This window comes from Streptomyces sp. NPDC090119, assembly GCF_044747085.1.
Lineage (GTDB): Bacteria > Actinomycetota > Actinomycetes > Streptomycetales > Streptomycetaceae > Streptomyces.
Window position 1 is genome coordinate 417,809 of sequence record NZ_JBIVDK010000004.1, and the last position, 20,420, is coordinate 438,228.

General features: G+C 72.8%; 21 protein-coding genes. 14 read left to right on the forward strand and 7 right to left on the reverse strand.

Annotation, left to right across the window (positions count from 1 at the left end):
• Positions 1 to 124 precede the first annotated feature (124 nt).
• Together ACIPPM_RS19650 and ACIPPM_RS19655 are read left to right on the forward strand one after the other, a co-directional pair.
• Positions 125 to 1,660: an FUSC family protein gene (locus ACIPPM_RS19650; RefSeq protein WP_401449282.1), complete on the forward strand. Its 1,536-nt coding sequence runs from the start codon at positions 125 to 127 to the stop codon at positions 1,658 to 1,660.
• Positions 1,661 to 1,697: 37 nt separating this feature from the next.
• Positions 1,698 to 2,252: a MarR family winged helix-turn-helix transcriptional regulator gene (locus ACIPPM_RS19655; protein ID WP_401449285.1), complete on the forward strand. Its 555-nt coding sequence runs from the start codon at positions 1,698 to 1,700 to the stop codon at positions 2,250 to 2,252.
• Positions 2,253 to 2,273: 21 nt separating this feature from the next.
• On the opposite strand, the gene ACIPPM_RS19660 is transcribed toward ACIPPM_RS19655, so the two are convergent.
• On the reverse strand, positions 2,274 to 2,666 hold the full coding sequence (locus tag ACIPPM_RS19660) for a VOC family protein (RefSeq protein ID WP_401449288.1): 393 nt from the start codon (positions 2,664 to 2,666) through the stop codon (positions 2,274 to 2,276).
• 68 nt (positions 2,667 to 2,734) lie between these two features.
• Between ACIPPM_RS19660 and ACIPPM_RS19665 the strand changes: the two genes are divergently transcribed.
• Positions 2,735 to 3,271, forward strand: a complete 537-nt coding sequence (locus ACIPPM_RS19665; RefSeq protein WP_401449291.1) for a GNAT family N-acetyltransferase — start codon at positions 2,735 to 2,737, stop codon at positions 3,269 to 3,271.
• Between the two features lie 4 nt (positions 3,272 to 3,275).
• Here ACIPPM_RS19665 and ACIPPM_RS19670 read toward each other — a convergent pair whose 3' ends face one another.
• Positions 3,276 to 3,959: a glycerophosphodiester phosphodiesterase gene (locus ACIPPM_RS19670; protein ID WP_401449294.1), complete on the reverse strand. Its 684-nt coding sequence runs from the start codon at positions 3,957 to 3,959 to the stop codon at positions 3,276 to 3,278.
• 342 nt (positions 3,960 to 4,301) lie between these two features.
• On the opposite strand from ACIPPM_RS19670, the gene ACIPPM_RS19675 reads away from it, so the two are divergent.
• From ACIPPM_RS19675 to ACIPPM_RS19685, 3 genes are read left to right on the forward strand one after another with little or no spacing between them, the layout of a single operon-like run.
• Entirely contained in the window at positions 4,302 to 5,699 is a 1,398-nt protein-coding gene (locus ACIPPM_RS19675) for a DUF6421 family protein (protein WP_401449297.1), read from the forward strand.
• Between the two features lie 41 nt (positions 5,700 to 5,740).
• Positions 5,741 to 6,487 carry an SDR family NAD(P)-dependent oxidoreductase gene (locus ACIPPM_RS19680; RefSeq protein WP_401450123.1) on the forward strand — a complete coding sequence of 249 codons (747 nt, stop codon included), beginning with the start codon at positions 5,741 to 5,743 and terminating at the stop codon, positions 6,485 to 6,487.
• Positions 6,484 to 7,554: a threonine aldolase family protein gene (locus ACIPPM_RS19685; protein WP_401449300.1), complete on the forward strand. Its 1,071-nt coding sequence runs from the start codon at positions 6,484 to 6,486 to the stop codon at positions 7,552 to 7,554. The genes ACIPPM_RS19680 and ACIPPM_RS19685 overlap by 4 nt, the downstream gene beginning before the upstream one ends.
• A 69-nt stretch (positions 7,555 to 7,623) precedes the next feature.
• On the opposite strand, the gene ACIPPM_RS19690 is transcribed toward ACIPPM_RS19685, so the two are convergent.
• Positions 7,624 to 8,352 (reverse strand): lysophospholipid acyltransferase family protein, encoded by a 729-nt coding sequence (locus ACIPPM_RS19690; RefSeq protein ID WP_401449303.1) that lies wholly within the window; start codon positions 8,350 to 8,352, stop codon positions 7,624 to 7,626.
• A gap of 220 nt (positions 8,353 to 8,572) precedes the next feature.
• On the opposite strand from ACIPPM_RS19690, the gene ACIPPM_RS19695 reads away from it, so the two are divergent.
• The 4 genes from ACIPPM_RS19695 to ACIPPM_RS19710 all read left to right on the forward strand — a co-directional run bounded on the left by ACIPPM_RS19695 (position 8,573) and on the right by ACIPPM_RS19710 (position 11,688).
• Positions 8,573 to 8,962, forward strand: a complete 390-nt coding sequence (locus ACIPPM_RS19695; RefSeq protein ID WP_401450125.1) for a TlpA family protein disulfide reductase — start codon at positions 8,573 to 8,575, stop codon at positions 8,960 to 8,962.
• A gap of 192 nt (positions 8,963 to 9,154) precedes the next feature.
• Positions 9,155 to 9,664: a flavin reductase family protein gene (locus ACIPPM_RS19700; protein WP_401449306.1), complete on the forward strand. Its 510-nt coding sequence runs from the start codon at positions 9,155 to 9,157 to the stop codon at positions 9,662 to 9,664.
• A gap of 221 nt (positions 9,665 to 9,885) precedes the next feature.
• Positions 9,886 to 10,671 (forward strand): electron transfer flavoprotein subunit beta/FixA family protein, encoded by a 786-nt coding sequence (locus tag ACIPPM_RS19705; protein ID WP_401449309.1) that lies wholly within the window; start codon positions 9,886 to 9,888, stop codon positions 10,669 to 10,671.
• Positions 10,672 to 10,725: 54 nt separating this feature from the next.
• Positions 10,726 to 11,688: an electron transfer flavoprotein subunit alpha/FixB family protein gene (locus tag ACIPPM_RS19710; protein ID WP_401449312.1), complete on the forward strand. Its 963-nt coding sequence runs from the start codon at positions 10,726 to 10,728 to the stop codon at positions 11,686 to 11,688.
• A 64-nt stretch (positions 11,689 to 11,752) separates the two neighbouring features.
• Here ACIPPM_RS19710 and ACIPPM_RS19715 read toward each other — a convergent pair whose 3' ends face one another.
• On the reverse strand, positions 11,753 to 12,220 hold the full coding sequence (locus tag ACIPPM_RS19715; RefSeq protein WP_401449315.1) for a hypothetical protein: 468 nt from the start codon (positions 12,218 to 12,220) through the stop codon (positions 11,753 to 11,755).
• A 169-nt stretch (positions 12,221 to 12,389) separates the two neighbouring features.
• On the opposite strand from ACIPPM_RS19715, the gene ACIPPM_RS19720 reads away from it, so the two are divergent.
• A complete protein-coding gene (locus ACIPPM_RS19720; protein ID WP_401449318.1) occupies positions 12,390 to 13,652 on the forward strand; it encodes a DUF6986 family protein in 1,263 nt (420 codons plus the stop codon).
• A gap of 5 nt (positions 13,653 to 13,657) precedes the next feature.
• Here the strand turns inward: ACIPPM_RS19720 and ACIPPM_RS19725 are convergent, their stop codons facing one another.
• A complete protein-coding gene (locus ACIPPM_RS19725) occupies positions 13,658 to 14,707 on the reverse strand; it encodes a LacI family DNA-binding transcriptional regulator (RefSeq protein WP_401449321.1) in 1,050 nt (349 codons plus the stop codon).
• Positions 14,708 to 14,925: 218 nt separating this feature from the next.
• Here ACIPPM_RS19725 and ACIPPM_RS19730 point away from each other — a divergent pair, with 218 nt between their 5' ends.
• Positions 14,926 to 15,879: an ROK family protein gene (locus tag ACIPPM_RS19730; RefSeq protein ID WP_393593149.1), complete on the forward strand. Its 954-nt coding sequence runs from the start codon at positions 14,926 to 14,928 to the stop codon at positions 15,877 to 15,879.
• 43 nt (positions 15,880 to 15,922) lie between these two features.
• Here the strand turns inward: ACIPPM_RS19730 and ACIPPM_RS19735 are convergent, their stop codons facing one another.
• Positions 15,923 to 17,932, reverse strand: a complete 2,010-nt coding sequence (locus tag ACIPPM_RS19735) for an NPCBM/NEW2 domain-containing protein (RefSeq protein ID WP_401449324.1) — start codon at positions 17,930 to 17,932, stop codon at positions 15,923 to 15,925.
• 174 nt (positions 17,933 to 18,106) lie between these two features.
• Between ACIPPM_RS19735 and ACIPPM_RS19740 the strand changes: the two genes are divergently transcribed.
• Entirely contained in the window at positions 18,107 to 18,295 is a 189-nt protein-coding gene (locus ACIPPM_RS19740) for a hypothetical protein (RefSeq protein WP_361665103.1), read from the forward strand.
• A 144-nt stretch (positions 18,296 to 18,439) separates the two neighbouring features.
• Positions 18,440 to 19,483 (forward strand): NUDIX domain-containing protein, encoded by a 1,044-nt coding sequence (locus ACIPPM_RS19745; protein WP_401449328.1) that lies wholly within the window; start codon positions 18,440 to 18,442, stop codon positions 19,481 to 19,483.
• 7 nt (positions 19,484 to 19,490) lie between these two features.
• Here the strand turns inward: ACIPPM_RS19745 and ACIPPM_RS19750 are convergent, their stop codons facing one another.
• On the reverse strand, positions 19,491 to 20,405 hold the full coding sequence (locus ACIPPM_RS19750; protein WP_401449331.1) for a zinc-binding alcohol dehydrogenase family protein: 915 nt from the start codon (positions 20,403 to 20,405) through the stop codon (positions 19,491 to 19,493).
• Positions 20,406 to 20,420: the final 15 nt, after the last annotated feature.

Consider the following 20,420-nt stretch of genomic DNA (forward strand, 5'->3'; position numbering starts at 1 on the left):
GGCGCGGCGCACGCGAGCGCAAGGGGGTGTACGGGGAGCGTTCACCGGAGCACGACGTGTGACCAGGGCGGTTGCGGGCCCCGAGCAAGTCTTTTACTGGTGAAACACCTGTTAAATTATTTGTATGAGCAGCCGCCGCCTCCCCCTCGTCCAGGCGCTCCGCCTCCAGGGGCCCTCCGCCATCTGGTTCAAGCCCGCGCTCAGCGTGGTCGTGTCGGCGGCCCCGCCCAACCTCCTCCTGCTGGCGCTCGGCCGCCTCGACCTGGCCCTCTACACGATGGCCGGGTCCCTCTGCGCGCTCTACGCCCACCAGCGCCCCTACGCGGCCCGCGCCCGCGTGCTCGCCGGGGTGGTGCTCGGCATGACCGCCGGACTCGGCGTCGCCCTGCTCACCTCGGCGCTCACCCCCGGCCCCGTCGTCCTGGTGCTCGTCGGCGCCCTGTTGGCCGCCGTGCAGAAGACGGTCTGCGAGGCCACCCGCGTCGGGCCGCCCGGCAATGTCGTCGTCACCTTCATCAGCTCCGCCGCCCTGTTCGTCCCGCAGACCCCCGGCCAGGTCCCCGCCCACCTCGGGCTCGCCCTCGCCGCCGGAGCCTGGGCGTGGCTCGTCTGCATGGCCCCCGGAGCGCTCCGCCCGCACGGCCCCGAGCGCCGGGCCGTCGCGGCCGCCCTGCGCGCGGTCGCCGACCAGGGCCATGCGCCCGCCCACGCCGCCCTGCACGCCGCCTGGCAGACCCTCCGTTCCCCCGGCACCCGCCCCGACCCCACCCGGCGCGCCCTGGAGACCCTGCTGCTCGGCGCCGAGACCGCCGACGCCGACCCCGATCGACTGCGCGCCTGGGCCCGAGCCCTGCGCGGCACCGGCCCGGTGCCGCAAGCGGAAACCATCCACGAGGCCGACGCACACCCCCGCCCCACCCGCGTCCCCCTGAGGCACCTGGCCCCCATGGCCACCCGCACCGCCCTCGGCTGCGCCCTGGCCGGTCTGGCCGCCCTCTCCCTCGGTGTGGGCCGCCCCTACTGGGCCCTGGTCACCGCCGCCTCCCTCTACCAGGCCAACGTCACCCTCACCTGGAGCCGGGGCGTCCAGCGCATCGTCGGCAACCTCCTCGGCGTGCTCGTCTTCGCCGCGCTCACCCCGCTGACCCACCTCCACCCCGTCACGCTCGTCCTGTGCTGCCTCGCGTGCAGCTTCGGCGCGGAGGCGCTCATCGCCCGCAACTACTGGCTCGGTACGGTCTGCGTGACCCCCATGGCGCTGCTCATCACCGAGTTCACCCATCTCCAGGACCCCGGCCTGCTGATCACCCAGCGGGTGCTGGACACCCTGGTCGGGGCCCTGGCCGGATTCGCCGCCGCCGTGATCGTCACCAACCGCCGAGCCGGTGACCGCGTGCACGACGCCCTGACCGCCGTCGAAGAAGCGGGCGCGCACACCGAACACCTGCTGGCCCATCCCGCGCCCCACGCCCTGCCGACGGCCCGCCGCGCCCTCGCCGCCGCGCTGACCGACCTGCGCGCCACGGCCGACACCGCCCAGGGGGAGTGGTGGCAGCGGCCCTTCCCCGCGGAACGCCTCGCGCTCGCCGAGCGGACCGGACACCGTACGCTCGCCGCGGCGGTACGACACCGAGGCGTCGCACCCTTGAAGCAGGACTGACACGGCACGACAGCGGGACCACGGAGGACACACGGCCATGACGGACACGGGAAGCCAGCACCCGGGGGCGGCGCACGAGGGCACCGCACGGGCCGACACCGTCGCCTCGGTCGTCCGCCAGTGGCGTGCCGTGCACCCCGCGCTCGACACCGGGCCCATGGAGGTCATCGGGCGGATCAACCGCTGTGCCGCGCTCCTTCAGCAGGCCGAGGACGCCCCGCTGCGCCGCGCCGGGCTCAGCCGGGCGGAGTTCGACCTGCTCGGCGCGCTCCGCCGCACCGGCCACGAGCTGACGCCGGGGGAGCTGGCGCGGGAGACCTTCTCCTCCGGGGCGGCCGTGACCAAGCGGGTCAAGCAGCTCACCGGACGCGGACTGGTCGAGCGACGCGGCGACACCCGGGACCGCCGCGTCTCCCACCTCCGCCTCACCGACGCCGGACGCGACCTCGTGGACGGCATCCTCCCCGAGCAACTCGCCTACGAGGAAGCCGTGTTGTCCGTGCTGACCCCCGAGCGACAGGACGAGCTGTCCGGCCTGCTCGCCAGTCTCCTCGACGGACTCGAAGGCCGACTGGGCGCCCTGCGCGGCTAGAGAACGGCTAGCGAAGGTGTGTCAGATACCCGGCCGGTACCGCAGCGGATGGTCCGCCGGGATCTCCACCAGCACGATCGGGATGCCGTCCGGGTCGGCGATCCACATCTCGATCAGCCCCCACGGCTCCCGGACCGGCTCCCGGACGATCTCCACGCCCTCCGCCACCAGCTCGTCGTGCGCGGCGGCCGCGTCCGGCACCTGGAGCCACAGCCGCACCGACGGCGCCAACGGGGTCTCCGAGCGCCCGGAGAGTTCGAGGAAGCCGCCGCCCGCGAAGTAGACGGTCCCGCGCTCGGGGCCCTCGCCGAACTCGCGGTGGACGGCGAGCCCCAGCTGTCCGCCGTAGAAGGCACGGGAGCGTTCGGGGTCCGTGGGGCGGACGAGGGTACGGCTGCTCAGTACATGCACCATGCGAGCGGAGCCTAGCCGCCGACTAGGCTCGTCCCTGTTCAGCCGCGCCCCAGATCGGAGTACACCCCATGGACACCGCCACCGGACTGACGTACCGCGACGCCACCGACGCCGACGTGGACGCGCTCGTCGCGCTGGTCGAGTCGGCGTACCGGGGTGACGCCAGCCGGGTGGGCTGGACCACCGAGGCGGACATCCTGGACGGGCAGCGCACCGACCCCGAGGGCGTGCTCCAGGTGATCAAGGCGCCCGACAGCAGGCTGCTCGTGGTGGAGCGGGAGGGCGCGATCGTCGCCTGCTGCCACCTCGAACACCGGGGCACCCACGCCTACTTCGGCATGTTCGCGGTCAGCCCCACCCTGCAGGGGGCGGGCCTCGGCAAGGCGGTCATGTCGGAGGCGGAGCGGCTGGCACGGACCACCTGGGGCGCCACCGAGATGCACATGACGGTGATCTCCGTCCGCGACGACCTGATCGGCTGGTACGAGCGCCGCGGCTACCGCCGTACGGGCGAGACGACCCCGTTCCCGTACGGCGATGAGCGCTTCGGCATCCCGCGCCGCCCCGACCTCCGCTTCGAGCTGCTGGTCAAGCCGCTGGGATGACCGGCTAGGCGGTGAAGCGGCCGGTGCGCTTGATGTCCGGGAGGTCGGTGGTCGCGCCGTCCAGCTGCAGGGCGCGCACCAGCCGCAGCTCGTCCTGCGTGTTCACCACCCAGGCGAAGACCCGGAGGCCCGCCGCGCGGGCCTTCTCCACGACCTCCAGCGTCAGCCGCCGGACGTCGAGACAGAGCGTCGCCGCGCCGACCGCCACCGCGCGGTCCACCACCTCCGGGCCGTAGTGCTCCGCGACCAGCGCGGTACGCACGCCCGGCACCAGCCGGATGATCTCTGCGAGCGCCTCGTCGTGGAAGGAGATGACCTCCACCCGTGAGACCAGGTCCCGCCGGAGCATCACCTCCGCCAGTGCCTTCGCGGCCGCGACGTCCTTGATCTCGGCCTGGATCGGCGCCCTGACCGCGTCCAGCACCTCTTCGAAGACCGGTACCCGCTCGCCGCGCCCCGCGTCCAGAGCGCGCAGCTCCTCAAGGGTCTTCTCGGCGATCCGCCCGGTGCCGTCCGTGGTGCGGTCCACCGCGGCGTCGTGCATGACGATCAGCGCACCGTCCTTGCTCAGGTGCAGATCGAGTTCGATCAGGTCCAGCCCGGCCTGCTCGGCGGCGGCGAAGGAACGGAGCGTGTTCTCGGGCTCGACACCCATGACCCCACGGTGCCCGATGGTAAGGAAGTTCAAGGTTCAACTCGCTTCCGTCGACGGCGGATCGGCTTGCGCGGACCCGACGGAGTGTCGTCGTCCGCACGCCTGGCTCGCAGCCTAACGGCCGTGCCCTCACCTGGGCGATCGGGGACTTCCCGGCGCGGCGCCGGAGCCGTTGTGGCTGGAACGGGGCGCCCGGTCACGCTCCCGGACCGTCTCGGCACCCGCAGCGAAAGTGAGCGCCGTCACGGTTTGCGGCGGGAAAAACAGCGGTGACCATGCGGCCGCGCAGAATAATTTCCCGAGCCCCCTCTTGTTCGGCGAAACGGGGTATGCATACGGTGTCCATACGCGAGGTTCTCCCGTGGAGGATGGGACATGACGGAAATTCTTGTGCAGCCCGGTACGGAGGGACAGGTTCCTTCGCTGACCAGGGTGGTCGAGCACGCGGCGTGGCCCGTCCTCAAGAGTGCGGTGGAGCAGATCCGGCCATGGCAGTCGAAGGACGGTTCGATCGACTTCACCGCCGAGGGCGCCCCCGAGCGGGCCGAGGCCGATGCGACGGTGGGCCGGGTCGTGGCCGCGGTGGAGGAGCTCTCCCCGCTGCTCCCGCACGACGCCGCGTACCACCGCGCGCTGGTGAGCGACCTGCGCCGCTGGGCCGAGGGCGGTTTCGAGGTGCCGGACTTCCTGGACTCGCTGCTGGCGTTCCAGCCCGCGGCCAACCGTGCCGACGGCCTCCAGCACCTCGTCGTCTTCCCGATGTACACGCAGAACGGCAACCCCGACCGCAATCTCGAGGCGGTCGTGCTGCGCATGGTCTGGCCGGACTGGCTGGCCGAGCTGGAGCGCACCCGGTACGACAACCCGCTGTTCTGCGGCATCACCTTCGAGGACTTCACGGCGGGCTACGACACCAACTCGGCCGTCCTCTTCCCGGAGACCATCGCCGTCCGCGAGGCGCCGGAACGTTTCTCCTGGGGTGGCATCTTCTGCGACCGCGAGGCCGCCCGCTTCCGCCGGGTCACCGACGCCGCCGTCGGCATCCTGGGCCTGGAGCTGCCCGAGGACATCGCCGCGATGGTGCACGACCAGAAGCGCTGCGAAGAGGCGTTCGTGCTCTGGGACATGGTCCACGACCGCACCCACAGCCACGGCGACCTGCCGTTCGACCCGTTCATGATCAAGCAGCGTCAGCCGTTCTGGATGTACGGCCTGGAGGAGCTGCGCTGCGACCTCACCGCCTTCAAGGAGGCCGTGAAGCTGGAGACGGACGGCGTCCCGCAGGCCCGTGACGTGCAGTACGCGGTGCTCTTCGACCGGATGTTCCGCTTCCCCGTCACCGGCGACCGCGTCCGCAACTACGACGGGCTCGGCGGCCAGCTCCTCTTCGCCTACCTGCACAAGCACGATGTCGTCCGCTGGACCGACAACAAGCTCGCCATCGACTGGGAGCGCGCCCCGCAGGTCACCAACCAGCTCTGCGCCGACATCGAGCAGCTCTACCGCGACGGCATCGACCGCCCCAAGTTGGTCCACTGGTTCGCCGGGTACGAGCTGGTCGCCTCCTACCTCTCCCCGCACCCCGGCTCCAAGTGGGCCAAGGGTCCCGACGCCCTCGACCTCGGCCTGCCGCCGCGCAAGCTGGTGGACGACGTGCTCCCGGACGAGTTTCCGCTGAGCATGTTCTACGAGGCACTCGCCAAGAAGCTGAAGAATGTGATCGCCGAGACCAAGGGCATCACCGCGGATGGCGCCGAGCGGATCGCCGCGTGAGCGACCGCCGGGACGACACGGCAGCAGGAGAAGGGAAGACGATGCAGAACGGGGCTCTTCGGGGCGCGGTGATCGCGGTCGCCGGAGCGGGCGGACCGGCGGGACGGGCCGCCCTGATCAGGCTCGCCGAGGCGGGCGCGACCGTGGTCGGCGCGGACAACGACCCGGCCCGCCTGGCGGAGGCCGTGGACGCGGCCCGCTACGCCAACGGCGGCGCCACCGTCACCGGTGAGACCGTCGACCTGCTCGACCTCGACTCCACCCGCGCCTGGGCCTCGGGCATCGAGAAGGAGTTCGGCCGCGTGGACGGCCTGGTCCACCTGGTCGGCGGCTGGCGCGGCGGCGCCAAGTTCGACGACACCGACCTCGCCGACTGGGACCTGCTGGAGAAGCTGCTCGTCCGCACCGTCCAGCACACCTCGCTGGCCTTCTACGACGCCCTCCAGCGCGCCGGTGACGGCCGCTATCTGCTGATCAGCGCCGCGGGCGCGTCCAAGCCCACCGCGGGCAACGCCGCGTACTCCGCCGCCAAGGCGGCCGCCGAGGCGTGGACCCTGGCCATGGCCGACGGCTTCCGCAAGGCGGGGGGCGAGGACGGCCCGGCGGCCGCTGCTGCCATCCTGGTGGTGAAGGCGCTGGTGCACGACGCGATGCGCGCGGAGCGCCCGAGCGCGAAGTTCGCGGGCTTCACGGACGTCAAGGAGCTGGCCGAGGCCATCGAGGGCGTCTGGGGCAGGCCCGCCGCCGAAGTGAACGGAAACCGTCTGTGGCTGACCGAGAAGCCGTGAACCCTCCCAGGACCGATGCCCGTCGCCACCACGACCCGCAGGTCCGCGGTTTCGCCAGCGACAACTACGCCGGGGCGCACCCCGAGGTGCTCGCCGCCGTGGCCCTGGCCAACGGCGGCCACCAGGTCGCGTACGGCGAGGACGAGTACACCGAGAACCTCCAGCGGATCATCCGCAGCCACTTCGGCGCCACCGCCGAGGCGTTCCCGGTGTTCAACGGCACCGGGGCCAACGTCGTCGCGCTCCAGGCGGTCACCGACCGCTGGGGCGCGGTGATCTGCGCCGAGAGCGCGCACATCAACGTCGACGAGGGCGGGGCGCCCGAGCGGATGGGCGGCCTGAAGCTGCTCACCGTGCCCACCCCGGACGGCAAGCTCACCCCCGAGCTGATCGACCGGCAGGCGTTCGGCTGGGACGACGAGCACCGCGCGATGCCGCAGGTCGTCTCGATCACCCAGTCCACCGAGCTGGGCACGCTCTACACGCCCGACGAGATCCGCGCGATCTGCGAGCACGCCCACGCGCACGGCATGAAGGTGCACCTGGACGGCTCCCGGATATCCAACGCCGCCGCCTCCCTGAACGTCCCCATGCGGGCGTTCACCAACGCGGTCGGCGTCGACATCCTCTCGCTGGGCGGGACGAAGAACGGCGCCCTGTTCGGCGAGGCGGTCGTCGTCATCAACCAGGACGCCGTCTCGCACATGAAGCACCTGCGCAAGCTGTCCATGCAGCTCGCGTCCAAGATGCGCTTCGTCTCGGTGCAGTTGGAGGCCCTGTTCGCCAAGGACCTCTGGCTGCGCAACGCCCGCCACGCCAACGAGATGGCCCAGCGGCTCGCCGAGGGCGTCCGCGCGGTGCACGGCGTGGAGATCCTGCACCCGGTGCAGGCCAACGGCGTCTTCGCCCGGCTCCCGCACGACGTGAGCGTCCGGCTGCAGCAGCGGTTCCGCTTCTACTTCTGGGACGAGGCGGCCGGTGACGTCCGCTGGATGTGCGCCTTCGACACCACGGAGGAGGACGTCGACACCTTCGTGGCGGCGCTCAAGGAGGAGATGGCCCGCTGAGGGCTTCCCCCCCCAGACACAAGAACGGCCCGGCCGGACGGGGAATCGTCCGGCCGGGCCGTCGTCGTCTCAGTGGGCCTCGGCCGCCCGCAGCTGCTCGTTCGTCGGCGCGGAACCGCCCAGGTGGGCGGGGAGCCACCAGGAGTCCTCGGCGCCCTTGGGGCGGGCCGGGTAGGCGCGCTGGGCGGCGTCCAGCATCTCCTGGACGCGCTCGCGCAGCCGACGGGTGATCGCGCCCGCGTACTGCTCGCGCGACGCCTCCAGCGCCTCGCCGACGCGGATGGTGATCGGGGTGTGGCTGCGCTTGAAGTTGCGCGGCTGGCCCTTGGTCCACAGCCGCTGGGTGCCCCACAGCGCCATCGGGACCAGCGGGACGCCCGCCTCCTGGGCCAGGCGCGCGGCACCGGACTTGAAGCTCTTCAGGGTGAACGACTCCGAGATGGTCGCCTCCGGGAACACCCCGATGATCTCCCCGGCACGCAGCGACGCCAGCGCGTGCGCGTACGCCGTCTCACCCTGGGCGCGGTCGACCGGGATGTGCTTCATGCCGCGCATCAGCGGGCCCGACACCTTGTGCCGGAAGACGGACTCCTTGGCCATGAAGCGCACCAGGCGCTTCTGCGGCAGCGCGGCCAGGCCGTTGAAGATGAAGTCCAGGTAGCTGATGTGATTGCTCACCAGCACGGCGCCGCCGGAGCGCGGGATGTTCTCCGACCCCTGGCAGTCGATCTTGAGGTCCCAGACCTTGAACATCGTCCTGGCGAGACCGACGACGGGACGATAGACCAGCTCTGCCATAAGCGGGGTGGTCCCTTTCTGCTCTGCTCGGGAAAGGGGGCTCCCGGCGGTAAGTTACGGAGCCGTAGGTTTACGGCTCTCGCAGATCGTGCCCCAAGAACGGGCGGGTGACCAGTCTTGGTGCCCCGTGGCGGCGAGATCCTCGTCACGTCCGCCCGTACCCCCCTCTTTCGGAGGCCGGGAATCCATTCGGCCCTCGATGTGCTGGTGTTGAGGACGGATCGGACGGCCGGCGCCGCGCGAGCGGCGGAGCGGAGGAACACGGGTGCACGGGCGGGACGACGTACGGCGGCTGACGGCGGCCGACCTCGGCGGCGAACTGGGGGAGCGGGCCACCCTCGTGCAGTTCTCCAGCGCCTTCTGCGCGCCCTGCCGGGCCACCCGCCGCACCCTCGCCGAGGTCGCCCGGATGGTTCCCGGGGTCGCCCACGTCGAGATCGACGCGGAGGACCGCCTCGGCCTCGTCCGCGAACTGGACGTCCTGAAGACGCCCACCGTGCTGGTCCTCGGCCCGGACGGCGAGGTCGTGCGGCGCGCCCAGGGGCAGCCGCGCAGAGTCGATGTCATCGCCGCGCTGGGCGAGGCCGTGGGCGGGGGCCGCGATGACTGAACGCCGGAGGGCGCTCCGGCGGCGACTTGACGGCACCCGCCGTCGGTCGTCAGCCTGGCCCGGTGCTGATCGAACACCTGCTCACCGGACCGGTCCCCAGTGACCCGGCCCGCGTCGGGCGTGCCCGCTGTCCCGGCCGCTGAACAGCCCCGGACCGGATCAGCCCGCCCCCGTCGGCAGAAGGACGACCCCATGACGGCCACTCCCGGCCTCGGCTCCCGCCACCCCGCCTCGCCGGACCTGCTGCGCTCCGTCTTCCGTCGGCACGCGGCCGGTGTCGCGGTGATCACCGCGCGCGGGGAGCACGGCCCGGTCGGCTTCACCGCCACCTCGCTCAGCTCCGTCTCCGCGGAACCCCCGATGATCTCCTTCGGCATCGGCACCGGCGGCTCCAGCTGGCCCGCGATCGCGCGGACCGACCACGTCGGCGTCCATGTGCTCGGCGAGCACCAGAGCGACCTCGCCGCCACCTTCGCGCGCAGCGGCGCCGACCGCTTCGGGGCGTCCACCGGCTGGCGCGAGGGGCCCGAGGGCGTGCCCGTGCTGGACGACGTGCTCGCCTGGCTGGTGTGCCGGATCGTGGGCCGGGTACCAGCCGGGGACCACCGGATCGTGCTCGCCGAGGTGCTGCTCGGCGACCCTTCCGGCGACGGCCGTCCGCTGCTCTATCACCAGGGACGCTTCAACGCGCTGCGGGACTGAGCGGGTTGGGCCCCGGGTCCCTGGGGATGTCGAGTTCCGGTTACGCTGCGTTGCGAAGGTCACAGTTCAAAGCGCTTGCTTAGCGGGCATGAACTGGATGTACTGGTGAGTAATATTTCGGTCGGAGCGCACCGACGCCCCGAGCGGGATCAGCCGCTTGAGGCGCCTATGCTGCACTTCAAGAGGCAGCCCGGAAAAGACGATGCAGTAGGAGAGCCGGCGTGAGCTTGAGGATCGTTGTCACTGTGAAGTACGTGCCCGACGCCACTGGCGACCGGCACTTCGCCGATGACCTGACCGTCGACCGCGACGACGTGGACGGTCTGCTCTCCGAGCTGGACGAGTACGCGGTGGAGCAGGCGCTGCAGATCGCGGACGAGGCGGACGACGCCGAGGTCACCGTGCTGACCGTCGGTCCCGAGGACGCCAAGGACGCGCTGCGCAAGGCCCTCTCGATGGGCGCCGACAAGGCGATCCACGTGGAGGACGACGACCTGCACGGCACCGACGCCCTCGGTACCTCGCTGGTGCTGGCCAAGGCGATCGAGAAGGCCGGTTACGACCTGGTCATCTCCGGCATGGCCTCCACCGACGGCACCATGGGTGTCGTTCCGGCGCTGGTCGCCGAGCGTCTCGGCGTGCCGCAGGTGACGCTGCTCGCCGAGGTCTCGGTCGAGGACGGCACCGTCAAGGGCCGCCGTGACGGCGACGCCGCCTCCGAGCAGCTCGAGGCTTCCCTGCCGGCCGTGGTCTCCGTGACGGACCAGTCCGGCGAGGCGCGTTACCCGTCGTTCAAGGGCATCATGGCGGCCAAGAAGAAGCCGGTGGAGTCCTGGGACCTGTCCGACCTCGACATCGAGGCGGAGGAGGTCGGTCTCGAGGGCGCGTGGACCAAGGTCGACGCCGCGAACGAGCGTCCGGCGCGCACCGCGGGCACGATCGTCAAGGACGAGGGCGAGGGCGGCAAGCAGCTCGCCGAGTACCTCGCGGGCCAGAAGTTCATCTAAGGCACCGCACCCCGCCGACCGCCCCTCAACTTCGTTACGCAGGAGAGCAATCCCATGGCTGAAGTCCTCGTCTACGTCGACCACGTGGACGGTGCCGTCCGCAAGCCCACCCTGGAGCTGCTGACGCTGGCCCGCCGCATCGGCGAGCCCGTCGCCGTCGCCCTGGGCAACGGCGCCGCCGACACCGTCGCCGCCCTCGCCGAGCACGGCGCGGTGAAGGTCCTCACCGATGACGCGTCCGAGTACGCCGACTACCTGGTCGTACCCAAGGTCGACGCCCTCCAGGCCGCCGTCGAGGCCGTCTCCCCGGCCGCCGTGCTGGTCCCGTCCTCCGCCGAGGGCAAGGAGATCGCCGCCCGTCTGGCGCTGCGCATCGGCTCCGGTCTGATCACCGACGCCATCGACCTGGAGGCCGGGGCCGAGGGTCCCGTCGCCACCCAGTCGGTGTTCGCCGCGTCCTACACCACCAAGTCCCAGGTCACCAAGGGCACCCCGGTCATCACGGTCAAGCCGAACTCGGCCGCCGTGGAGGCCGCCCCGGCCGCGGGCGCTGCCGAAGCCCTGTCGGTGACCTTCTCCGACCAGGCGACCGGCACCAAGGTCACCAGCCGCACCCCGCGCGAGTCGACCGGCCGCCCGGAGCTGACCGAGGCCGCGATCGTGGTCTCCGGCGGCCGTGGTGTGAACGGCTCGGAGAACTTCGCGCTGATCGAGGCCCTCGCCGACTCGCTCGGTGCCGCCGTCGGCGCCTCGCGTGCCGCGGTGGACGCGGGCTGGTACCCGCACACCAACCAGGTCGGCCAGACCGGCAAGTCGGTCTCGCCGCAGCTGTACATCGCCAACGGCATCTCCGGCGCCATCCAGCACCGCGCCGGTATGCAGACGTCGAAGACGATCGTCGCGGTCAACAAGGACCCCGAGGCCCCGATCTTCGACCTGGTCGACTACGGCGTCGTCGGTGACCTCTTCGAGGTCGTCCCCCAGCTCACCGACGAGATCAAGACCCGCAAGGGCTGATCCCGCCACGCTGGACGAGGCCCCCGGAACCGCGTTGGTTCCGGGGGCCTCGCCACGTCCGGGGTCAGAGCTGATGGACCCACAGCACCACGAACTCCGCCCCGGCGAGGCAGGCGAGCACGGCGACGGGGAGCACCCAGGCGCCGATCCGCTCGCCCCGCACGAACCGCGCCCCGAGCCGGTCGTGCAGAAAGGTGATGCACCACAGCAGCCCGAGGGCGGCGACCGCGACGGGCAGCGCCACCAGGAAGTGCACCAGCCACGCCCCGGCCAGCGTCGGCCCGCCCCAGGAATGGTCGTAGGGCCCGTGGTCCACCAGCCCGTACAGCACGCCACGGGCGATGAACAGCACTTCCAGGCCGACCGGCACCAGGGCGAGCACGCCGAGCGGGATGCCCAGCACGGAGTGCAGCAGCGCGCGGGCGCGTCCCGGCCGACGGCCGGCCAGCGCCGCGCCGGAGCGGAAGACACTGGTGGGGAGGAGTAACGCGCCACGGAGGACGTCAGAGGCGACCGGTTTGATGGGGATCATGCCCAGACGGTAGGCCGGGTCGCCGGACCCCGGCGTCGTCCCGGCGCAGGAGCGGCGACCGCGTGCCCCCTAGGGGCGTCCCGGAGTGCTGTTGACCCGCCGGAATCGCCGTGGATACCGTCCCCCGACGGCTCGTCGAGGCCGTACCGCGGACGCCGGAGGGTGTGGGATGAGTCGGCAGGAGCATGTGAGGACGAGCCTCGGCGGCGAGGTCGGCAAGGAGGTCGACGGGCTGCTCGCACCGGTCGACGCGGAGCTGACGCTCCGTTATCCCGGCGACCCCGGCACCCGGCAGCCCGTCCACACCGTGTACGTCCCCGGCGACGTGTTCGGCGCGGGCACCGTACGCGACTGGGGCGACCGGGCGCTCGCCGCGCTCGACGAACACGCCCCCGACGCGGCCTCGTTCGCCGCCGTCCTCGGGCTGTCCGAAGAGCTCGCCGAACCGGTGTACGCCCGCGTCCGCGCCAAGCTGGAGCGCGAACCCGTGGAAGACCTGCGCGTCGACTTCGAGGACGGCTACGGCCACCGGCCCGACGCCGAGGAGGACGCGGACGCCGCCCGCGCCGCCCGGCTGCTCGCGGAGGACGCGCCCCCGTACCTGGGTGTCCGGGTGAAGTGCATGGAGGCGGGGGTGCGCGAGCGCGGCATCCGCACCCTCGACGTCTTCCTCACCGGACTGATGGCCTCCGGCGGGCTGCCCGAGGGACTGAACCTCACGCTGCCCAAGGTGACGTACGCCGAGCAGGTCGCGGCCTTCGCCCGGGTGCTGGACGCCTTCGAGCGGGCGCACGGGCTGGAGTCCGGGCGGCTCGGCTTCGAGATCCAGATCGAGACCAGCCAGGCGATCCTCGCCGCCGACGGCACCGCCACCGTCGCCCGGATGATCCAGGCCGCCGGGGGCCGGGCCACCGGGCTGCACTACGGCACCTTCGACTACAGCGCCGCCCTCGGTGTCTCCGCCGCCCACCAGGCCCCCGACCACCCCGCCGCCGACCACGCCAAGGCGGTGATGCAGGTGGCGGCCGCCGGGACCGGCGTACGCGTCTCGGACGGCTCCACCAACGTGCTGCCGGTCGGGCCCACCGCACAGGTCCACGACGCGTGGCGGCTGCACCACCGGCTCACCCGCCGCGCCCTGGCCCGCGCCTACCACCAGGGCTGGGACATGCACCCCGGTCATCTCCCGACCCGGTACGCGGCCGTCTTCGCCTTCTACCGCGAGGGCTACGCGCGTGCCGCGGCCCGGCTCGCGGCCTACACCGCCCGCACCCAGGGCGACGTACTGGACGAACCCGCCACCGCACGGGCGCTGAGCGGCTATCTGCTCCGGGGCCTGCACTGCGGCGCCCTCGACGGCGCGGAGGTGACGGCGGCGAGCGGGCTCGGCCGGGCCGAGCTGGAGGACCTCGCGGCCGTCCGGCCCCGGTAGCGGCCTCAGTCCGCCGGGGGCAGCTCCCCCGAGCCGCGGGTGATCAGGCGGGTCGGGATCTCCAGGCGCTCCGGGGTGCCGGGGGCGCCGTCGAGACGCTGGAAGAGCCGGTCGGCGGCGGTACGGCCGAGGGCCGCCGCGTCCTGCGCGACCACCGTCACGCCCGGCTGGAGCAGATCGGCCAGCTCGAAGTCGTCGAACCCGACCAGGGCGACCGGCCGGGCCTGCTCGGCCAGCACCCGGATCACCGTGACCGTCACCCGGTTGTTGCCCGTGAAGACGGCGGTGACCGGGTCGGGCCCGCCGAGCATCTCCTCCATGGCCCGCCGCACCCGCTCGGGATCGGTCGCCCCCAGGGAGATCCACTCCTCCGCGACCGGTATCCCCGCGTCCTCCATCGCCGCCCGGTAGCCGCGCAGCCGCTCGGCGGCCGTGTGGATGCGGGGCATGTCACCGATGAAGCCGATCCGGCGGTGCCCGTGGGCGATCAGATGGGCCACGCCGTCACGGGCGCCCCCGAAGTTGTCCGACAGGACCACGTCCGCGTCGATCCGCCCGGCCGGACGGTCCACGAACACCGTCGCCACGCCCGCCCGGATCTCCGGCTCCAGATAACGGTGGTCGTCGCCGGCCGGGATCACCAGCAGCCCGTCCACCCGCCGTGCGCACAGCGCCAGCGCCAACTCCTGCTCCCGGTCCGGGTCCTCGGCGCTGGAGCCGTTGATCAGCAGCGCGCCGTGCGAGCGCGCCACCTCCTCCACGGCGCGGCTCAGCGGCCCGTAGAACGGGTCCGCCAGATCCTCCAGCACCAGACCGATGCTCGCGGTACGGCCCTTGCGCAGCACCCGCGCGCTGTCGTTGCGCCGGAAGCCCAGCGCCTCGATCGCCTCCCGCACCCGCCGCTCGGTGTCGGGGGTGACACCGGGCTCGCCGTTCACCACGCGGGACACCGTCTTCAGGCCGACCCCGGCCCGCGCGGCCACGTCCTTCATGGTGGGCCGGTTGCCGTAGCGGCTCCCGTTGGCGCTCTCGGCTCGGCGGGTGGTCTCGGGCACGGTGCGGTGTCCTGTCCTGTTGTCCGGGGGTGTCGCGGGGCGGTGCGGGGAATCGGGGGCCGGTACCAGCATGTGGCGTCGAGCATAGAGCCTGGACAACGTTGTCAGGTGCGAGAGAGACTGTCCACCGCCGTCCCGGCCCGCGCCCCCACCGCGACCGGCCCGGGACGCTCACCACCACATCGCCACCTACGGCTCGACGGGGAGACCAGATCTTGATGCACACCGACCTCGTGGCGGCCCTGGACATCGGCGGCACAAAGATCGCCGGTGCGCTGGTGGACGGTCATGGCCGGATCCAGGCGCGCACCCAGCGCGCGACGCCCGCGCGACAGGATGGCGAAACGGTCATGCGGGCCGTCGAGCAGGTGCTCGGCGACCTCGCCGCCTCGCCGCTGTGGGGACGCGCCTCCGTGCTCGGCATCGGCAGCGCCGGTCCGGTGGACGCCTCGGCGGGCACCGTGAGCCCGGTCAACGTGCCGGGCTGGCGCGGCTTCCCGCTCGTCGAGCGGGTGCGCGCGGCGACCGGCGGACTCCCGGTCGAGCTGATCGGCGACGGAGTGGCCATCACCGCCGCCGAGCACTGGCAGGGCGCCGCGCGCGGCCACGACAACGCGCTGTGCATGGTGGTCTCCACCGGTGTCGGCGGCGGACTGGTCCTCGGCGGCCGACTGCACCCCGGCCCCACCGGCAACGCCGGTCACATCGGCCACATCAGCGTCGACCTGGACGGCGAACCCTGCCCGTGCGGCGCGCGCGGCTGTGTGGAGGGCCTGGCCAGCGGCCCCAACATCGCCCGCCGCGCCCTGGCGGACGGCTGGCGGCCCGGCCCTGACGGCGACACCTCCGCCGCCGCCGTGGCGGACGCGGCCCGCCGGGGCGACCCGGTCGCGGTGGCCTCCTTCGAGCGGGCCGCGCAGGCCCTCGCGGCCGGGATCGCGGCGACCGCGACCCTGGTCGAGATCGACATCGCGGTGATCGGCGGCGGCGTCGGCAAGGCGGGCGACGTGCTCTTCGCCCCGCTGCGCAAGGCCCTCACCGACTACGCCACCCTCTCCTTCGTCCAGCGGCTCACCGTCGTGCCCGCGCAGATGGGCACCGACGCCGGCCTGGTCGGCGCCGCGGCCGCCGCGCTGGCCCTCCGGCCGGACCCGACCGCCGCCGGGGTCTGAGCACCGGGTGGCCACGGGGACGCCCCCGTGGCCACGGCCGGGTTCAGCAGCTCAGCCTGGCGTCCGCCCAGTCCGCGTGGTCGGAGTCGCTGCCGTCGCCCCCGTCGGTGACGACCAGCCGGACCACCCGCGCGCCGGTGACATCGGCGGTCAGCGGCTGCGCGGCCCGCGCGTTGGTCAGCACGCCCGACGACGCGGCCCGCACGCCGTCCGCCCAGATCTCGAAGGCCACACTGCCCTTCGTGCCCTTCTCGTCGTCGACGCCCACCTCGGCGGTGACCTGCTCGCAGCGCCGCCCGGCGTAGTACGCGACCTCGCTGGCGGCATGCACCCCGAGCCCCTTGGCGTACACCGTGGCGCCGATGGTGAGCGGGGAGCCGTCGCCCGCCGCCTGCTCCCCGTTGCTGGTGTCACGCTCCACCGGCCCCCAGCCGCTGACCGCCGACAGCCAGGGCAGATCGCTCAGGTACGAGGCCCCGGCCGGTGGCGGCGCCACCACGGAGGCACTCACCGGCAGTTCGTCCGTGACGCGCTCCCCGGCGGGCGAGCGGTACCGGACCCGCAGGCCGAGGCCGTACGACCCGAGGGGCGTCCCCGGCGGTGCCGTCACCCGCCAACGGGTCCGCAGGGACGCGCCGTTGGGCAGTGTGGTCGCTGTGGCCGGGGAGAGGGCGCGTACGGTCCAGCCGTCCGGGCCGGTCAGCGCGGCCGAGACCTGGCGGGCGGGCGTACGGCCCAGGCCGGTGACGGTCGTGGTGAGCGTGGCCGGAGTGTCCCGCTCGATGAACGGGGCTTCTTCCAGGCCGAGTTCGACGGCGGGCGGGTGCTCCGCCCAGCGGCCGTCGGCCGAGACGCGGAGCAGGACCGTGCCATGGGCCGGGACGGTGGCCGCGATCGTGCCCGCCGTGTTGGTGTCCCGGTGCCGCCACAGGTCGCGCAGGGTGTAGCCGGGGGCGCGGGGCAGGCCCACGGCGGCGGCGCTGGTGGCGACGCGCTGTGCGGTCCCGGACTCGTTGAACAGGGCGACCGCGCGGCTGCCGTCCGCCATCTCCTTGGCGACCACCCAGCGGCTGCCCTCGCTCGACACCACCGTGCCCTGCCTGCCCAGCGGGTCCTGGTCGACCGCGATGACCTCCTTGTTGCCGAGGATGTCCAGGGTGGCGGGGGAGGCGGTGCGCAGGTCGGTGCCGATGAGCAGCGGGGCGGCCATGACCGACCAGAGCGAGAAGTGGGAGCGGTACTCGGTGTCCGTCATGCCGCCGTTGCCGACCTCCAGCATGTCGGGGTCGTTCCAGTGACCGGGACCGGCGTACGGGGCCAGCGGCAGGTTCTGCTTGAGGATGGAGAGCATCGAGCCCCAGTTGTCGCTGATGTCCCCGGTGGTGCGCCAGAGCTGGCCCACGTCGGAGGCCCACTCCCAGGGCTTGTTCTCGCCCCACTCGCAGATGCTGTAGACGATGGGGCGTCCGGTGGCCTTCAGGGCGTCGCGCATGGTGCGGTAGCGCTGCCGGGCGTCCACGCCCTGGTTGTTGCAGTTGTCGTACTTCAGGTAGTCCACGCCCCACTCGGCGAACTGCCCAGCGTCGCTCTCCTCGTGGCCGAGCGCGCCGGGGAAGCCCGTGTTGTCGCAGGTCTTGGTGCCCGCGCTGGTGTAGATGCCGAGCTTGAGCCCCTTGGCGTGGACGTAGTCGGCGACCGCCGAGATGCCGTGCGGGAACCGGGCCGGGTCCGGCACCAGCTTGCCGTCGGCGTCCCGCTGGGGGAGCGCCCAGCAGTCGTCGAGGTTGACGTACTGGTACCCGGCGTCCTTGAGGCCCTCGGTCACGAAGAGGTCGGCGATGCCCTTGACCATGTCCTCGTCGAACTCGGCCCGGCAGTGGGTGGAGTTCCAGTTGTTGAAGCCCATGGGCGGAGTGGGCGCCAGCCCCTCGGCGGGGGCTGTGGGCGGTGGTGCGGCGGTGGCCGGGGCGGCGAGACCGCCCGTGCTCAGCAGCGCCGTCAGGAGTACTGCGGCTGCTCGGATGCGGTGCGTGCGGGGACGTGGGTGACGCATCGTCGACGTTCCTCCGGCTCGCGGCGGACAGGGACGGGCACCGGTGCGGCGATCACGGTAGGACGTGTCCGAGTCTGTCGGAAGGGGTGTGCCGGACACGTTCGGACCTGTTGGTTCGGCTGGCCGAAACCCGTACAGCGTGACCCTCCGGGCCGTCCGGCAGTTGATCACGGCATGAAGAAGCGCAGCATGCTCGCCATCGCCAGCCTCGCCACCGGTTTCGTGGTGGCCGCCCTCACCCCGTCCCACGCCGCGGAGAACACCGGCCTGAGCGACCTCAAGGTGGATGACACCCTGAGCACCGTCGACCACATCGTGAGCCAGGACAGCTTCGACGTGGACGAGGGCGCGCTCGGCCAGTAGAAGCGCCGGAATAGACCGCGAACATAGTGCCGGGACCCTTGCCCCAGGGGCCCCGGCACCGTGCTGTGCGCCCTCAACTGCGCGTGGTTTCCGTGACAGGGTGGAACGGGCAAGCCCCAGGGGGCCAACAGAAGAGGGGGAACCGTGACCGTCGTCTGGATCAACGGCGCGTTCGGTGCGGGCAAGACCACCACCGCACGGGAACTGATCGAACTGATCCCGAACAGCACGCTCCTCGACCCCGAGCTGATCGGCGCGACGCTCTCGCGTCTGCTTCCGGCCAAGCTGCTCGCCGAGGTCGACGACATCCAGGACCTGCCGATCTGGCGCCGCCTGGTGATCGACACCGCCGCCGCGCTCCTCGCCGAGCTGGGCGGGACCCTGGTGGTCCCCATGACCCTGCTGCGTCAGGAGTACCGCGACGAGATCTTCGGTGGCCTCGCCGCCCGCCGGATCTCCGTCCGCCATCTGCTGCTCGCCCCGGCCGAAACGATTTTGCGCCGGCGCATCGCCGAGAGGGAGCCACCGCCGGACCTCCCCGACGCCGAGATGCGCGAGCGGCAGTGGGCGTACGACCACATCGAGCCCTACCGGGCCGCCCTCGCCTCCTGGCTCACCGCCGACGCCCACCCCATCGACACCAGCGGGCTCACCCCGTACCAGAGCGCGGTCCGGATCACCGAGGCCGTGGGGAGCGGCGCGGCCCGGCCGTGCGAGATCGTGCAGACCCCGGAGCCGGCCGGGGAGACCCTGGCCGCCGGGGTGCTGCTCTTCGACGCGGAGGACCGGGTGCTGCTGGTCGACCCCACCTACAAGCCGGGCTGGGAGTTCCCCGGCGGCGTGGTCGAGCGGGGCGAGGCCCCGGCCCGCGCCGGGATGCGGGAGGTCGCCGAGGAGGTCGGCATCCGGCTGCGGGAGGTGCCCCGCCTGCTGGTGGTCGACTGGGAGCGGCCCGCCCCGCCCGGCCACGGCGGACTGCGCCTCCTCTTCGACGGCGGCCGCCTGACCCCCGACGAGGCCGCCCAGGTGCTGCTGCCCGGCCCCGAACTGCGCGCCTGGCGCTTCGCCACCGAACCCGAGGCCGCCACCATGCTCCCCCCGGTCCGCTACGAACGCCTCCGCTGGGCCCTCAGAGCCCGCGAACGCGGCGCCGCCCTGTACCTGGAGGCGGGCGTCCCGGTCGGCTGAGCGGCGCTCACGGGACCAGGACCACCTTGCCGAGATTGCGGCGCTCCTCGATGGCCCGGTGGGCCCGCGCCGCCTCGGCGAGGGGGAACTCCGCGTGCACGGGGGCGCGCAGGGCGCCGTCCGCGTGGCGGCGCCACAGGTCGGCCGGCCAGGACGCGTACCGCGCGGGCTGCTCGCGGGCGATCCGCGCCATCTGGAAACCGGTCACCGAGGCGCTGCGGACGAGGAGTTCGTAGGCGTCGACGGTGCCGCCGCCCGAGCTGAAGGCGACCAACCGGCCGCCGGGGGCGAGGGCGCGCACCGCCGGGCCGAGCAGGTCGCCGCCGACCCCGTCCAGGATCACGTCGACCGGTTCGCCCCAGGAGGCGTCCGCGTACAGCACGACCTCGTCGGCGCCGAGGGAGCGGACGAGATCCGCCTTCTCCGGGGCGCTCACGGCCGCGACCACGCGGGAGGCGCCGCCCGCCCGCGCGTACTGCAGCGCGAGGCAGCCCACCGCGCTCGCCGCCGCCGTCACCAGCACGGCGTCGCCGGGTACGGGGTGCCCCGCCTCGTACGCGCCGCGCGCCACCAGCCCGCTGCGCACCAGCGCGACGGCCTCGACGGCGCTCGCCCGGTCCGGGACGCGCGAGGTCATCGTCTGCTGGAGCACGGCGAGTTCGGCGTACGCGTGCGAGAAGCAGAGGCCGGTGACCCGGTCGCCCGGCGAGAACCCGGTCACCCCCTCGCCGACGGCCACCACGCGGCCCGCCACCTCACCGCCCAGCGGTCCCGGCTCCGCCGCCTCGCGCACCTTGCGGACCGTCGGCAGGGTCACCCCGATCGCCTCGGCGCGTACGAGGAGTTCGCCCGGCGCGGGTTCGGGGGCGGTCACGTCCTCGGTGAACAGCTTGCCGTCCCTGTCGTACCGGACACGACGCACGGGCACACCTCCGAG